The 15882-nt window shown below is 48.9% G+C and carries 15 protein-coding genes and 1 pseudogene; 10 read left to right on the top strand and 6 right to left on the bottom strand.

What is annotated here, in order from left to right:
- Positions 1-42: 42 nt before the first annotated feature.
- Positions 43-468, bottom strand: a complete 426-nt coding sequence (gene ndk, locus G465_RS0105630; protein WP_022653503.1) for a nucleoside-diphosphate kinase — start codon at positions 466-468, stop codon at positions 43-45.
- A 145-nt stretch (positions 469-613) separates the two neighbouring features.
- Here ndk and G465_RS15740 point away from each other — a divergent pair, with 145 nt between their 5' ends.
- Genes G465_RS15740 through recG form a run of 6 tightly spaced genes read left to right on the top strand, consistent with a single transcriptional unit; the run spans position 614 to position 6316 of the window.
- Entirely contained in the window at positions 614-1375 is a 762-nt protein-coding gene (locus G465_RS15740) for an SPOR domain-containing protein (RefSeq protein WP_155846499.1), read from the top strand.
- 23 nt (positions 1376-1398) lie between these two features.
- Entirely contained in the window at positions 1399-2355 is a 957-nt protein-coding gene (locus G465_RS13680) for a molybdopterin-binding protein (protein ID WP_022653500.1), read from the top strand.
- 4 nt (positions 2356-2359) lie between these two features.
- Positions 2360-2722 carry a 2Fe-2S iron-sulfur cluster-binding protein gene (locus G465_RS0105610; RefSeq protein ID WP_022653499.1) on the top strand — a complete coding sequence of 121 codons (363 nt, stop codon included), beginning with the start codon at positions 2360-2362 and terminating at the stop codon, positions 2720-2722.
- A 13-nt stretch (positions 2723-2735) separates the two neighbouring features.
- On the top strand, positions 2736-3404 hold the full coding sequence (locus G465_RS0105605; protein ID WP_245556756.1) for a cytochrome b/b6 domain-containing protein: 669 nt from the start codon (positions 2736-2738) through the stop codon (positions 3402-3404).
- A gap of 17 nt (positions 3405-3421) precedes the next feature.
- Positions 3422-4279: a DMT family transporter gene (locus tag G465_RS0105600; protein WP_040399208.1), complete on the top strand. Its 858-nt coding sequence runs from the start codon at positions 3422-3424 to the stop codon at positions 4277-4279.
- A 15-nt stretch (positions 4280-4294) separates the two neighbouring features.
- Positions 4295-6316 carry an ATP-dependent DNA helicase RecG gene (gene recG / locus G465_RS0105595; RefSeq protein WP_027405206.1) on the top strand — a complete coding sequence of 674 codons (2022 nt, stop codon included), beginning with the start codon at positions 4295-4297 and terminating at the stop codon, positions 6314-6316.
- Here recG and G465_RS0105590 read toward each other — a convergent pair.
- The 4 genes from G465_RS0105590 to G465_RS0105575 all read right to left on the bottom strand — a co-directional run bounded on the left by G465_RS0105590 (position 6313) and on the right by G465_RS0105575 (position 11243).
- A complete protein-coding gene (locus tag G465_RS0105590; RefSeq protein WP_155846498.1) occupies positions 6313-7581 on the bottom strand; it encodes an ATP-binding protein in 1269 nt (422 codons plus the stop codon). The two genes, recG and G465_RS0105590, sit on opposite strands and share 4 nt — an antisense overlap.
- A 7-nt stretch (positions 7582-7588) precedes the next feature.
- On the bottom strand, positions 7589-8923 hold the full coding sequence (locus tag G465_RS0105585; protein ID WP_022653492.1) for a 7TMR-DISM family protein: 1335 nt from the start codon (positions 8921-8923) through the stop codon (positions 7589-7591).
- Complete coding sequence (locus G465_RS0105580; protein ID WP_022653491.1) at positions 8924-9715, bottom strand: response regulator transcription factor; 792 nt, start codon at positions 9713-9715, stop codon at positions 8924-8926.
- Positions 9716-10139: 424 nt separating this feature from the next.
- Entirely contained in the window at positions 10140-11243 is a 1104-nt protein-coding gene (locus tag G465_RS0105575; RefSeq protein ID WP_022653490.1) for an alkene reductase, read from the bottom strand.
- Positions 11244-11379: 136 nt separating this feature from the next.
- Here G465_RS0105575 and pgeF point away from each other — a divergent pair, with 136 nt between their 5' ends.
- The 3 genes from pgeF (at position 11380) to G465_RS0105560 (ending at position 15333) form a co-directional block, all read left to right on the top strand.
- A complete protein-coding gene (gene pgeF / locus G465_RS0105570) occupies positions 11380-12141 on the top strand; it encodes a peptidoglycan editing factor PgeF (RefSeq protein ID WP_022653489.1) in 762 nt (253 codons plus the stop codon).
- A 184-nt stretch (positions 12142-12325) separates the two neighbouring features.
- Positions 12326-14293 carry a monovalent cation:proton antiporter family protein gene (locus G465_RS0105565; RefSeq protein ID WP_022653488.1) on the top strand — a complete coding sequence of 656 codons (1968 nt, stop codon included), beginning with the start codon at positions 12326-12328 and terminating at the stop codon, positions 14291-14293.
- Positions 14290-15333 carry a universal stress protein gene (locus G465_RS0105560; RefSeq protein WP_022653487.1) on the top strand — a complete coding sequence of 348 codons (1044 nt, stop codon included), beginning with the start codon at positions 14290-14292 and terminating at the stop codon, positions 15331-15333. The genes G465_RS0105565 and G465_RS0105560 overlap by 4 nt, the downstream gene beginning before the upstream one ends.
- Positions 15334-15628: 295 nt before the next feature.
- On the opposite strand, the pseudogene G465_RS15375 reads toward G465_RS0105560, so the two are convergent.
- Positions 15629-15758, bottom strand: a pseudogene (locus G465_RS15375) (IS200/IS605 family transposase); the annotation flags it as partial.
- Between the two features lie 21 nt (positions 15759-15779).
- On the opposite strand from G465_RS15375, the gene G465_RS16480 reads away from it, so the two are divergent.
- On the top strand, positions 15780-15882 hold a 103-nt coding region (locus G465_RS16480; RefSeq protein ID WP_155846497.1), incomplete at its 3' end, for a helix-turn-helix domain-containing protein.

Here is a 15882-nt window from a genome sequence, read left to right as displayed (position 1 = left end):
AAAGAATAGCCTCTACCACACGGTAGAGGCTCACAGACCGGATTAGCGGCTGTACACTTCAGAAGAAGGGAAGAAGTAAGCGACTTCAATAGCAGCGTTTTCGGCGCTGTCAGAACCGTGGACGGCGTTGGCATCGATCGAATCAGCAAAATCGGCGCGGATGGTACCGGCGTCGGCTTTCTTCGGATCGGTGGCGCCCATCAATTCGCGGTTTTTCGCGATCGCACCTTCGCCTTCTAACACTTGGATCATCACAGGGCCGGACACCATGAAATCGACCAAGTCTTTAAAGAAAGGACGTTCTTTGTGTACTGCATAGAAGCCTTCGGCTTCGGCGCGGGAGAGGTGTTTCATTTTTGCCGCGATGACTTTCAAACCAGCTGTTTCAAAGCGAGCGTAGATTTGACCAATGACGTTTTTTGCAACGGCATCAGGTTTGATGATTGACAGGGTACGTTCGATTGCCATAAAAGTCTCCACAATGATGAGGGATATTCAAAAATCAGGCTTTATGCTGCTGTAGCAGTCTGATGACTACTTGGTGCAAAAAAGCAAGGTAACCGAGCATTATAGCTAGAAATTTTTTTCTTTGCTGCACATTATTTGGGGTTCCATGCCAAAATCAACCACACCCGTTCGGCCCGAATTCCCTGCTGGGGATCCCTTTGCCGGACAATTAAAAAAGCGTTTGCTGATCGCTATCTTAATTGTGCTCGCTGCAGGGGGCGCGTTGCCGTTATACCATGCCCTAACGGCTGAACCTAAACCATCGGCGAACCCTCCACCTGCAGCACCGGCAGTTGCCGAGGGACGGATTGCGCCAGCAACACCGACGCTGGATGCTGCAACACCCCCACCACCGGTTGCGGCAGTGGCACCGATACCACTTGCTCCGCCACCCCCTCCCCCACCGCCCCCGGCGCCAGCGGTTGCTGTGGCACCGAGTTCGCCTCTTCCCCCGCCACCACCTGCCAAACCCAAGGCGGAACTGCCGCCTGCGCCACCGCCGCAATCTGCACCTGTCAAAGCACCACCCCCTGCTGCCCTGCCGCCTCAACCTGCGCCGACGGCACCTCCAATGGCACCGCCTCCCGCAGCACAGAAACCAGCGGTTGCTGCACCTCCACCGTCTATTGCACCGGCTCCACCCCCCTCCCATGCTTCGGTGGGGTATCAGGTGCAACTGGGTTTATTTAGCAATCTGGATAATGCCGCCCGTTTGGTAGAAAAATTACAACGTCAAGGCATTACAGTAAAAACAGAAACGCGGGTACACGTTGGACCATTTCAAAGTCGTGCCGAGGCAGAAGAGGCCATGACAAAATTAAAAGAGTTGGGTTTATCGCCGTTATTAGCGCCGGCTGGCGCCCGTTAATGTTGTTATAACAAGGAGAAATGATGAGTGCGATTGCCGTAGAGACGTTAGCACATGCCCTAGAAAAATTATTGTCTGGTCTGACTGTTTTGACCGCACAAGAAGATGGGATTGAAGAACGGCCACTTAAAAATTGCCGTGGTAGCGTGTTGGCACAATCAGTGGCAATTGAGGCCGAATTGTTGTCCCAACTCGGTTTTTCGGCAGAACATCAGCTACCCGCTGGTTTGTGGCTAACGCCGGTGCATACTGGCTTGGCCGCCGCCCTCGGTTTACCGACTTTACCCGTGTGGCGGCCCTTAAAAGTCTCGGTTTTTTTCAGTGGTGAGGATTTAACCGAGCCCGGTGAAGTGTTACATGCTGATCGTCGCTATAACAGCCATCGCTATTGGTTGCGTGGCGCTTTGGTGGCGATGGGGTGCGAAGTGCGCGATTTGGGTGTGGTGCCCGAGAGCGTTGCCGCGACTCGTTTAGCGTTGTCGAATGCCGCAGAGAACAGTGATTTAATCATCACTTGTGGTGGCGTAGAAGAAGACTATGTGCAACAGGCGATCACCCGTGAAGGGGTATTGCAACAAGCGCAGATTGCCATGAGTGGTTTACCGGTGTTGAGCTGGGGTAAGGTTGCCAGTGCCGACTTTATTGGTCTACCGAATGCCATGTTGCCGGCGTATCTGTTGTTCTTGTTGGCGGTGGCGCCAGCACTACAGCGGATGCGTGGTTTGGATTGTGCCCGTTATGCCAGCCCATGTTACCGTTTACCCTTGACCACCGAATTGGCGGCACAGGAATATGAGCAGGTGTTACCAGTGCAGGTCATTAAAAATGAACAACAACAGGCTATCGCTGTCCAACTAAGCCCTGCGGCACCGCACCTGTGGTCGTGCTTACAGTCACACGGGCTGATTCGTGTACCGGCTGGGCAGGCTGTGGCTGCAGGTGAAACCGTCGCGTTTTATACTTTTGAGCGTCTGTTGTGATGGTATGCCAGCATTGAGTTTTGTGGGAGGGGCCTTAACACAGCCCCTCACTGTCGTCGCTACACCAGATGAACCCATTTTAGATTTGGTGCGCCGTTGTGATGATTTACCCCTGTCGTGGCGTTGTGGTCGTGGCACCTGTGGTACATGTGCTGTCCGCGTCAGTCATCAGCAACAACCACAACCGCTACTGATGTCACGTAAAGAGCGCAATGTGTTAGTGCGCCATCGCTACCTGCCGCAATCTGCTTTGCAACAAGACACCTTTATTGATTCGCCTGCGCTGTGGCGGCTTGCCTGTTATTTGACGGCTAACCAGCCGTTAGTTATTTCTCTCGACCCGCCCAGCAGCGAAGACGTGTCCTAGATAAAAAAGGAAAATGATGAAACAGAATGTCAGGGTATGGGATGCCCCAATCCGCTTATTTCATTGGGCTTTGCCCCCGCTAATTGGTTTTATGTGGTACTCGGGTGAACAAGGCGGTGAGTGGTTGTTGTGGCATATCCGTGTTGGTTATGTGGTTGCCACTTTATTGTTATTCCGCCTGATTTGGGGCCTGATTGGCAGCCAAACCGCACGATTTACCCAATTTATTCGCGGCCCCAAAGCGATCTTGGCCTATATGCGTGGGCAATTACCAGAAGATCAAATCCCCGGCCACAACCCATTAGGCGCATTGATGGTGATGGCGTTGTTGGCTGCGCTGTTGTTTCAGGTAGTGTCGGGGATGTTATCGAGTGATATTGACTCGTATATGTATGACGGTCCGTTAATTCATTTGGTCGGCAGTGAATGGTCAGAGCAAATCACGGTTTGGCACAAACAAGGCATTAACTATTTATTGGCGTTGATTGCTGTGCATGTTGGGGCGGTGTTGTTCTATCTGTGGGGTAAAAAAACCAATCTTATCCGCCCAATGGTGACCGGAATTAAACCGATTGACAGTGATGCTGAGTTAGACCGTGTGGAGTTTATTCCACCAATTATTGCCTTGGTCACACTGGTGGTGTCTGCTGGCGCGATTTATACCTTGGTAACGCGATTGTGAGCGCGGCACGTTTACCCATGTTGTCACCATTATGGTCAATTCACCTTGCTGTGTTGTTGTTTGGTTTGGCTGGGTTATTTGGCAAAGCTGTGGCGCAACCGGCATGGGTGATTGTATTAGGACGGACGGTGTTTGCCGCGCTGGCGGTGGCTTTGTTGGTGGTGTGGCGACATCGTTTGTCTGTACTGTGGCAAGTCAAATCGTCGCAACGCTGGCGCTTATTGTTGGCCGGTGCAGTGTTGGCATTGCATTGGACAACTTTCTTTGCGGCGGTGCAATACAGTACGGTGGCGATTGCGCTGTTGGGGTTTGCCAGTTTTCCAGTGTTTGTCGCGTTGTTAGAGCCGTGGTGGTTTGCCGAGCAAATACGGCGGCAAGAATGGGCGATGATTGCCTTAGTGACCATCGGTTTATTGTTAGTCGTCCCAGAATGGCGGTTTGAAGCCAGTGCCACACAAGGCTTGTTATTGGCGGTGTTGTCCGGTGCCTTATTTGCGGTGCTGGCGTTATTAAATCGCAGCATCGGAGCACTACCGGTGTTAACCAGTACCTTTTGGCAAAACACGGTTGCGGCGGCGGTGTTGTTGCCGCTGTGGTGGTGGTTGCCGCCGGTCACCTTAACGCTACAAGAATGGTCGGCGTTGCTGTTCTTAGGCGTGGTGTGTACGGCGTTAGCGCATGGTCTATTTATCGCTAGCTTGGCTGCATTGCCGGCGCGTCAGGTGGCGGTGATCACTGGTTTAGAGCCGGTGTATGGGATTGGCTTTGCTTGGTATCTATTTCAAGAACAACCGACTTGGCTGGCATTGGCCGGCGGTGCCTGTATCGTGGTGGCGACAGTCTGGGCTTCGTTGGCTAAACCACAGCATGGTTAAACGGTGAGATCGAGGATGGTGCTTTCCCCTGCAATCGAAAAAAAAATCAGCAAACTGGGCATTCAACAGCCCTCTGATTGGTTGTTACATCTGCCGCTGCGCTACGAAGATGAAACGCAGTGTTTTGCTATTGCCCAAGCGCCGTTGGCCCAGTCGGTGATGGTGGAAGGGATTGTGCAGCATTGCGAAGTGAAACAACGCGGTGGGCGGGGACAATTGCGGGCGGTGATTGCTGATGCCAGTGGACAGCTGGTATTGCGTTTTATCCATTTTTATCCAAGCCAAATCAAACAATGTAGTGTGGGCCATCGTTTACGGGTGTTTGGTGAGATTCGCCTGAATTTTTTTGGTGAGGCGGAAATGGTGCACCCAAAGTGCCGTGTGGTCGCCAGCAACACGCCGTTATCTACTCATCTGTCGCCGGTCTATCCCGCCACCCAAGGCATTACTCAACTGCAACTGCGTAAGTGGATTGATGCTGCCCTTGCACAAACCCCACTCGATGACACCTTGCCCCCTGCGATGGTGCAAACATTAGGCTTGCCGAGCTTTTCAGAAGCGGTGTTGACTTTGCACCATCCCCCTGCCGGCAGTGAAGTCGCCGTATTGCAATCACCGCAGTTTCCGCCATGGCAGCGAATTTATTTTGATGAACTGTTAGCACAACAACTGTCGATGCGCTTGGCTTATCGGGCACGGCAGCGCAAAGCTGCACCGATTTTGCAGGGAAATGGCCGATTCACCTCGGCATTGCTACAACAACTGCCATTTGCGTTGACCGCTGCCCAACAGCGAGTGTGGCAGGAAATCCAGCAAGATTTACAGGGTGGACAGCCGATGCACCGCTTGTTACAGGGTGATGTTGGCGCAGGGAAAACCGTGATTGCGGCGCTGTCCGCGTTGGATGCGATAGAAGCGGGTTATCAAGCGGCTTTGATGGCCCCGACAGAAATTTTAGCCGAACAACATTACTTAAAACTGCGGCAATGGTGGGAAAGTCTGGGTTTAACGGTGGTGTGGTTATCTGGCAGTTTGAAAAAATCGCAGCGCCAAGCTGCTTTAAAACAGATTGCCAATGGCGAAGCCAGTTTGGCGGTTGGCACTCATGCGCTCTTTCAAGAAGATGTTGCCTTTGCGCGATTGGGTTTAACCATTGTCGATGAACAACATCGTTTTGGTGTTGCACAACGCTTGGCACTGCAAGCCAAGGGCGGCGAAACCCATCAGCTGATGATGTCGGCAACCCCGATTCCGCGTACCTTAGCCATGAGCTACTACGCCGATTTAGATGTCTCGGTGATTGATGAATTACCCCCTGGACGGACACCGATTCGTACCCGTTTGATTGCCGCGAAACGGCGGCCAGAAGTGATGGCGGCGATTGCGCGTGAAATAGAACAAGGTCGCCAAGCCTATTGGGTGTGCCCACTGATTGAAGAATCAGAAACCTTAGAGCTACAAACCGCCGTTGCCACCCAACAAGAATTGATACTGGCTTTGCCACAGCTCACTATTGGTTTAGTGCATGGCAAGATGAAGGCCGATGAGAAAGCGGCGGTGATGGCAGCGTTTCTTGCCAATGAAATTCACCTATTGGTTGCCACGACGGTGATTGAGGTAGGCGTTGATGTACCGAACGCGACCCTGATGATTATTGAACATGCCGAGCGTATGGGCTTGGCACAGTTACACCAACTGCGCGGGCGCGTTGGACGCGGACGACATGCCAGCAGTTGTGTGTTGTTATTTGAAGAACCACTGTCCGAGCTGGCGCGGGCGCGTTTACGGGTGATTTATGAACACACCGACGGCTTTGAAATTGCGCGCCAAGATTTGCTGATTCGCGGGCCAGGAGAATTTCTTGGGGCTAAACAAAGCGGCACACCAATGTTGCGTTTTGCCGATATCGAACGCGATGTGGCATTGCTAGAACAGGCACGGCAATGGGCGCCGTGTTTATTAAAACAATGGCCCGATGCCGCACGCGCACATCTCGCCCGTTGGTTGGGCGGACGCGAACATTTCCTGCAAGCCTAACGCCACTGTGCCAGCCATTGCGATAAGCCATTGATGTCGGCGCGTTCGGCGTAGCTCTCCACTGTATTGGCAAAAGCACGGTATTCGGGGCTGTTATCTGCCAACTGTTGTGCCCAATCGATTAAATCTGACATGGCGCCCATATCCAACCATTGTTGCAGCTCGGCCAGTTGTGCCGCTGGTGGTGGTATACAGGCTACTGTGGTTTTTGCCTCGTGCGTAGGGCGATTGCTTTGCAGTGGCAGATGGAGCAATTCTGCTAACACATGGCGCAATTGTGCTAAGTTAACCGGCTTTAACAAGGCGGCATGAAAGCGTTGTACGGTATGGACAGGCGGTGGCGCAGCCGACAGTAACACCACCGGCACTTGTGGCCAGCGTGTGCCAACGGCGTCTAACACATCTAAACCATTGCTATCCGGCATCGAGAAGTCTGTCACAATCAAATCCGGCGCTGCTGCACTACCTTCGCCCAATTCATCAATAAAATCGCGGCCATCGGCCCACGCTTCAATGCTAAAACCCAGCCCTTCCAGCTCATCTTGCAATAGATTGCGTACATCTTTGGTGTCTTCTAATAACACCAAGCGATAACCGCTGCCATCCAACTCCGGCAAGGCTAACTCACCATCCGGCAACCGATGGTGGGGAATGCTGTCCTCGTGGGCGGTGGCAAAGCTCAGGTGTAAGGTAAAGTGTGTGCCTTTTCCTAGCTGGCTTTTCACTTCTAACCGACCTTGCATCCGCTGTACCCATTGGGCAGCAATGGCTAAACCAAGCCCTAAACCTTGTTGGCTGCGCCCATTATCCAAACGCACAAACGGGTCGAAAATCGAATCGATTTGCTCGGCTGCGATACCAATACCGCTATCAATGACATGAAAGCGCAGTTGAACAAAAGCGGTGTCTGGGTGTTGGCTAACCATTTCCACTACAAAGCGGATTTCCCCTTGGGAAGTAAATTTTGCTGCATTGGTCAGCAGATTATCTAACACCTGTCGTAATCGTTTACCGTCCACTTTAATCACCGGCGGTAGTTGGCCGACAGTTTGGAACACAAAACGATTTTGCTGCCGCATTGCTAATTGTTCTGCATCGCGGGTAATGCCATCGAGTAGAGCATGGAAATACAACGGTAAGGGCTGCATCCGTTCGGTTGGGCTGCCTCTGGCATAATCAATTAAATCGTCAATCAAACTCAATAAATGGCTGGCACTACGCCGAATAATCCGCCCCCGCTCGGCATCCTCACGTCCACCAGCCAAAATCAAATCAGCATAACCGGTGATCGAAGTCAGCGGTGTGCAGAGCTGTTTTTAAGGCTTGCGTACGTTCGGTGACTGCTTGTTCTAATTGGGAGTGTTTTAATTGCTGAGCTTCAATTAACGCTGCTTGGGCTGCCATATGTCGCTGATGGAGGGTTTTATTGCGGCTATACAAACCCATAATCATCAGTAGCAATAAATCCATATTTAATGCCCATACTAAAGCTTCTTCACTGATAAAGAGACCGGTGGTGCGTAAACCATAAAAATCCATCAAGCGCAAAATATGAACAAACCAAAATAGTGCTGAACAGATTGTAAACAGAGTAAGATTTGGAACGCCACGTTTCCATGCCATAATGACAGAAATCGGCCATGAGAAATTAATAATAACCGAAAAACTATTTAAAATTTGCGCTGCGATAAAATAATCTGCAAATGCACACCCTGCTGCACACAATAGCATAATAGCCATCATGGTTTTATAAGCTATATCCCAAAAAGGAAATTCTTTCGGAATTCGCAATAATAAACGCCATGCTAATAATGCAGCAAAATTTGCAAGAGACCCTACTGTTCCGGGTGCTCTAACAATCCAATCTGCCCCGTCAGAAAAGAAGTGAAGATATAAATAACCTTGAAAGCTAATTTCGTATAGAATTACATTGCAAATAAAAAAGCTCAGGTATAAAAAAAGACGATCATGTAATGTAATGGCATGTATCATTGCATATAAAGCAATGGTTATCATCGATCCTAAAAAAATACCGAGTAATAATTTATATTCTGCTTCCGTTTCACGGAATTTGAGGGGTTCCCAAAGCTTTGGCTGGATATGAATGGCCGACCTTGATTCGACTCGAATTAAAAAGCGAATGGTATCGCCATGGCTTTTTATTGGAAAAATAGGGTTCAGTGCAGCGACTGGGCGGCTTGAAATTGGATAGTTATTACCTGCTAATATTGTTGATTGAATCGTATTTTGATTATCTAATAAATAAAATTGTACTTTTTCTAATCGCGGAGGGCTGATTTCTAACCAATAGCCATCCAGCGAACTTGGTAATTCACCATAAAGCCAAATGGCACTGCGGCTGTAACCAATATTAAGGGTCTTATGACTGGCAGGTTGAAATACTGCTAGTTGGGGGAGTATCTGTTCTGCGTTAAGGATATGACTTTTATCTTCCCATTGAAGAAGATGGTTAACCAATTTGACCGGCGGTGATGAGGGCGTAGGATTGGCGAGTAATGCCACCACCAATCCCATCATCAGGGTGATAACGAGGCCAAGAATGATCCGTGAGCCTCGGCTGGCCGAGGCGATGGCGTTGACCTGCATTTAATCTTTACTGGGTTCGCCGTTTTGGCGGAAATTGCGCGGTGACACCCCAAAGCGTTCGCGGAAAGCGGTAGAAAAATTGGCAGCACTGCTATAACCGAGTTGGCTGGCGATGAGCTGAATCTCTAACGAGGTATCTGATAACAAGCGGCGCGCCTCTTTCAAACGCTCTTCGCGTAGAAAATCAAACACGGTCACGCCGGCACATTGCCGGAAAGCCTCGTTTAAGCGGCGGCTGTTGGTGCCGACGGCTTTGGCTAGATCGGCTAATTCCAAAGGGCGTTCTAACCGTTGGGTAATTAAACGGCGAGCAGCGCGGAATAATACTTGGTCAAGCCCTTGTCCTTCTTCTTGTGGTGTAGCGGCATCGGCTTGTAAATCTTGGCTTTGCGTCTGTTGTGTTAATCCAAGATGCACCGCGACCCGCAATCGTACTTCTTCAAAATCAAATGGTTTGGTGACGTAATCCACTGCCCCTTCGCTGAGGCCTGCCACCCGTTCTTGTGGTGAAGCGGCTGCGGTCAGAAAAATCACCGGAATATGGCGCGTGCGTTCGTCGGCTTTGAGCAGGCGACACCCGACAATCCCATCTGAATTGGGCATCCGAATGTCCATCAGAATCAAATCTGGCATCACAATAAGCGATTTGTCATAAGCATCACGGCCATTTTCCCCGACATATAAACGGTAACCGCGTTGGCGTAAAAAGTCTGCCAGTAATAGACGGTCCTCCGTGACGTCATCGACAACAAGGATGCGCGGGGCGCAGAAAAAAGGAGAAGTTGCAGACATTGTGGAACGAGAAGAGAGTATGCTGTTCATATATTGGAAAAGGGTAGGATTCAAGCACTCACAGGATAGCCCCTCTTAGGTCGATCTGCACTCGATAAAAAAATAATTCCTGTGAGCAAAACTTTCTTTACGTAAGTCAAAAGTTGAGTATTGCTGGTTCACAACACAGACTGCATCATATGCTAGCATAAACATCAACAAAAAGAATTATGAAAAATTCTTATGTCATTGTTGATTGTGGCGTTTTGTGCAATCCTGTGGCACGCTTTGGTAATACAAGGAGGAAATATGAGTTTCTTGCGAAAAACGGCTCGTTCGGTGGCGCTGCGTTTGTATATGAAGCGGCGTATCTCAGCCCTACAACTGGTTAGGATGCTGCACCTGCTAGAGCGCAGCACCCATTCTTAATCTGGCTTAAACAAGTTTAGCTGGGTTGCCAACAAGGATAATCGGTATAACCCGCTGTGCCTCCGCCATAAAAAGTATTCACATCGGGGGCGTTCAGCGGGGCTTGATGAGCAAAGCGATTTACCAAATCGGGATTGGCAATATAAGGCCGTCCAAATCCGATGGCATCGGCCAAGCCGCTCTGAATCATTTCATCAGCGCGTTGGGCATCGTATCCGCCTGTCCACACCAAACTTCCACTGAATTCATGGCGTAGGTTGTGACGGAACTCGTCGCTGAGCGTTGGGCCACCTGCCCAATCGGGTTCTGCGATATGCAGATAAGCGATTTCTCGTTCTTGGAAGGCCCGCGCCAAATAAACCGCCATCGCGTCGGCTTCACGGTCTTGCATATCGTTAAAAGTACCAAATGGCGATAAGCGCACGCCAACACGCTCTGGCCCCCATACCCCAATCACCGCATCTAAGACTTCTAATGGAAAACGGGCACGGTTTTCGATATTGCCACCGTAATCATCGGTGCGCTGGTTGCTGCCGGTGCATAAAAACTGATCGAGCAGATAACCATTCGCCATGTGAATTTCCACCCCATCAAAGCCCGCACGTTTGGCGCGAGCAGCGGCAGCAGCATAATCCTGTGCAATAGCGGGTAATTCACTGCTATCGAGGGCACGCGGCGAAGCGGTGGGCACATTGGCAGGGGTGCCATCTGGTTGCACAACAAAACATTGTGCATTGGCAGTGATCGCGCTTGGCGCCACCGGCGCAGCGCCGTTTTCTTGTAACAGAGGATGGCTGATGCGACCGACATGCCACAGTTGCAGCACGATTTTACCGCCGGCAGCATGCACCGCCTGCACTACGCGCTGCCAACCGGCTTCTTGTGGTTCGGTATAGATGCCGGGGGTCCACGCATAGCCTTGCCCCTGCCGAGAAATCTGTGTGGCCTCACTGACGATTAAACCGGCATTTGCGCGTTGGGCATAATATTCGGCATTCAATTCACTTGGAACATCGCCGGGTTGTGCTGCCCGTGAGCGCGTTAATGGCGCCATCCAAACGCGATTGTTCAAATGCAAGGCCCCGCAACGCATGGGGGACAACAAATGTGGGTAAGCCATAACACACCTCTCTTTTTGAACCAAACAAAAACACCAACAGCCCGCGTTTTGGTACTGTGCTGATGATGAGCTCAAGCCAAATGAGGGCAACACCGGCTTTTGCTATCTTTTGTTTCGACGAAATAGGAAATTCTACATGTCATCTTTCGACTCATCTTGGCTCGTTCCCGATTGGCCGGCACCGGCACATATTCAGGCATGTTGTACCACTCGACTTGGCGGTGTCAGCCAAGCGCCATTTGCCAGTTTCAATCTAGGCGATCATGTCGGTGATGATCCGCTGGCGGTGGCTGAAAATCGCCATTTACTCAGTCTTGCCTTGCCCAATCCTCCGCATTGGTTAGCGCAAACCCATTCCACCGAGATCAAAATGATTACTACACCGACAGCAAACGCGGTGTTTCCTGCCGATGCCAGTGTGACACGGATGCCAGAGGCGGTGTGTGTGGTGATGACGGCAGATTGTTTGCCGTTGTTATTGACCGATCAACAAGGCACGGTGGTGGCGGCTGTTCATGCTGGTTGGCGTGGTTTATGTGATGGCATTATCGAACGTGCCGTGCAAGCGATGGCTGTCCCTGCGACAACGTTATTGGCGTGGTTGGGGCCGGCGATTGGGCCCAAAGCATTTGAAGTGGGGGCTGAAGTACGGGCGGCTTTTATGGCACAAGCAGCAGAAGCAGAACAGGCATTTACCCCACAACAAAATGGGAAATATCTGGCGGATATTTATCAGTTGGCACGACAACGTTTGCAGGCTGTCGGCGTGTCTCACATCAGTGGCGGCACCCATTGCACCGTGACTGACCGCGAGCGTTTTTTCTCCTATCGCCGTGATGGACAAACCGGACGGATGGCCAGTTGTATTTGGATCAGTACAAACCTGACATCAGCCTAATCAGATTGTTGTCAGCATTTTGAGGTAGCTGTAATGAATGTCAAAAAATGCCACCGCTTGGTCATTTTTGAGTCATTTTCGCTGCCTCCGGCCACATCCTTACCAAGACTTCATTTTGGGTTAATTTTCTCAGCGTAGCTTGACGAGATAACCAAAAAATATGACAAAAACAGGATCGTACTCCATGGGTAATTTTTCACAGGTGCTACTGTTGTTAGGGATTACGGTCTCTATTGTTGTTTTTTTCGCTCGTTTTCATATTCCTAGTAGTTTAGGGTATTTATTAGTTGGATTTATTTTAGGGCCTCATACTATGGGGCCAATTATTAACCTGCCTCATATTACTACCCTCGCTGAATTTGGTATTGTATTTCTGTTATTCACCATTGGTTTAAATTTTTCATTGCCACAAATTTATGCCTTACGACATCGAGTATTTAGCCTGGGGACGGGTCAAGTGGTTTTAACAACAATCACTGTTGGTCTGCTCGCTTGGGCTGTTGGTTTATCTGCGACAGCTGCTTTTGTCGTCGGTGCTGTATTTGCGCAATCCTCAACAACTATTATTGGCAAACAATTGGCTGAACAAGGCGAAGAAAATAGCCGTCACGGTAAGCTTGGTTTGGCGATGTCGGTATTTCAAGATGTAACCGCCGTCCCTTTTGTGGTCATTATTCCGGTACTTGGGATGGCTGTTGGCGCTGATTTGATATTTAATTCTTTAATTGCTGCCTTAGCAAAAGCATTATTGGCATTTTGCTTAGTCTTTTTTATTGGCCGGTGGTTATTAGGCCCTCTCTTTCATTTTGTGGCACAAAGACGTTCTGCAGAAGTGTTTACGCTAACCGTCTTATTAGTGGCGCTGTTGGCTGCTTGGACAACAGAGAGTTTTGGCCTGTCATTGGCATTTGGCGCATTTCTGGCTGGTATGGTATTGGGAGAAACGCAATTTCGCCATCAAGTTGAATCAACAATACGACCGTTTAGAGATGTGCTGTTAGGTTTGTTTTTTATTGGTATTGGTATGCTGTTAGACCCTAGTGGTTTTTTAAGTATATGGCACTGGGCAATTGTTGGAACATTAGTGTTGTTAATTAGCAAAACACTGCTAGTGATGATGTTAATGAAAACTACTGGTTCTGATTGGTTGACCGCGTGGAGAACCGGTTTATTATTAGCTGTTGGTGGTGAGTTTGGTTTTGCTGTATTAGCAATTGCCTTATCTGCCGATGTTATTGATGTTTTTTTAGGGCAAATTGTTTTGGCCTCGGTTCTTTTTTCAATGATTGCTGGCCCTTTTATTATTCGATATAACAAGGTAATTGCGCGATGTTTTGTCCGTGAACATCAGCCCTCTGCTCAGCATACCGCGACACAACAAAACCTGACTGTCGCTTCTCCTATGTCGATGCAGGATCATGTCATTATCTTTGGTTATGGCAGAATTGGCCAAAGTGTGGCGTATTTACTATCTGAAGAAAAAATTCCTTATTTGGCACTCGATCTTGATTCGAGTCGAGTCCGTCAAGCTCATACAGCCGGAAAGCCAGTTTATTATGGTGATGCGACTGATCGTAGTCTTTTAGATTTACTGAATTTAAATCAAGCTCGATTGGTGATTATTAGCCATGATAACGTTGCCGCATCATTAAAAACGCTTGAATACCTACAAACGATCCGTTCAGATTTACCAGTGATGGTTCGTACTCGTGATGAAAGCTGTATTGACGAACTGAAAAAAGCTGGTGCAACCGAGGTTGTTCCAGAAACATTAGAGGCAGCTTTAATGATTGCTACGCAATCATTGTTATTACTTGGAGTGCCTTCGTCTAAAATTTTTCAGTATGTTGAAGATCAAAGAACAGAAAAATATCAATTAATCCGTGAGTTTTTTCAGGGCAGCTTGTTTTCAAATGAAATGGGCACCTATAATAAAGAAAGTCTACATTTAATCCAAATAAAGCCTCCCTGTAATTTGATTGGCCATTCACTGAGTTCCATTAGGCTTGATATTGAAATACTATCTATTATTCGACAAGACACTCAATTAATAGAGCCTTCTTTTGATACTATCATCGAAGCCAATGATACCTTAGTGGTACATGCTTCAAGTATGACATTACTGCGTGCAAAAGATATCCTCTATGGTTGATTGGTTTTTTCAAAATTTTAAAAGGAGGTTTTTGTTCTTTCATCTCTGTGCCGTTTTGTTTTGCTTATTATCTTCAAGGAGGTATCTCTATCATGGTTAATATCGAAAATATTTTAGTGGCGGCTGACTTATCTCCCCATTCTTCTAGTGTGATTAACCGTGGCTTTGTATTAGCTAAAACACAGCCAAAATCTCGGTTAACAATTTTTCATGCAACAGGAACAATTTTTCATGCAACAGGAATTGATGCTCTCAATGTGCTGCGTGATTTTTTGGGAGAGAAACAAGACAGCGTTAAAAATAAAATTTTGCAAGATGCACATGATCAATTGGCTGCACTGGTGGCTGCGGTTCCTGCTAATCAAGACGGTATAACGGTCGAGCTAAAAGTTGACCAAGGATTTGCAAGCGCTGCCGTTCCTCGGGCAGTTGAGAATTCGGCGATTGATCTGGTGGTATTAGGTGCACATGGGAGTGGTTTTATACAACGGGTATTGTTGGGCTCAACGGCCTCGCGGCTATTACGCAAAAGCACATGCCCTGTCCTTGTGGTCAAGCGAGAAGCCTATCGTAGTTATCAACGGGTTTTGATTGCGGTTGATTTTTCGCCATGTTCAGAAAAAGTACTCCGTTTTGCCCATGCTATTGCACCTCATGCTGATTTTGTGTTGTGTCATGTCTGCGATGTGCCTTTCCACGAAAAAATGGAATATGCCGGTGTCAGTGAAGATTTAATCTTGCATTATCAGGTTGAGGCGCGTAAACGGGCGATGCAACAGCTACGAGAATTAGCCCATACTGCTGGGCTAGCGGTCAGTGATTATTCGATCGCGATTTTATATGGCGATGCTTCGCGCACGATTCTTGACCATGAAGAAAAATATGGATTTGATCTGGTGGTGATGGGTAAGCATGGTAGTCATATGACTGAGGAGCTTTTGCTTGGCAGTGTCACAAAACGCGTACTGGCATCGTCTCAGGCTGATATGTTGGTGGTGGTAGACCATCGCTATCCAGAACTTTTAGTAGAAAAAGACTAAAGCTAGATTTTCTCAGATGGCCTCCGCGCAGACACAATCATCCGTCACCCTCTGCAAAACCGATGGTATGAAAACTGCAGCAGTTATTTGCTAATCGAGATTGATGTAGATGGGATGGTCGCTAAAGTGCAACCATCCTTTTTTTCATGATGCCCAATATGGCGAAAAGCTGGTGTCAGCGCGATTTCGCCATGGTTGGCAAAACATCGCTGTCTCTGACCCGGTGCGCGACAAGCCCCGCCGTTCAGGGCGGGGAAGGATAGCGCGGACGGCGTAGCCGTCCTTGGGTTTCAGTCTTGGGCGGGTACGCCACCAATAGGTGAACATGATCATCCTCGCCGTCCATATTTCGCCACAAAGACCAAATGGACGTGCATCTTAAAAACGCAGTGCCGACTGCGCCTAATATCGTTGTCATCTCTCATAGACCAAAGTATCATTGATTCATGCAACGACTTCAAGCCTTCAAATACGAACTGGTGCCAGACGGCCATCAGGAGCGGCAAATGCGCCGCTTCGCTGGCTCGTGCCGGTTCGTATTCAACAAGG

The organism is Aquaspirillum serpens DSM 68 (assembly GCF_000420525.1).
In the GTDB taxonomy this organism is placed as follows: domain Bacteria; phylum Pseudomonadota; class Gammaproteobacteria; order Burkholderiales; family Aquaspirillaceae; genus Aquaspirillum; species Aquaspirillum serpens.
The sequence above is the reverse complement of the archived record's forward strand: the minus strand, read 5'-3'. Positions and strand labels throughout refer to the sequence as shown.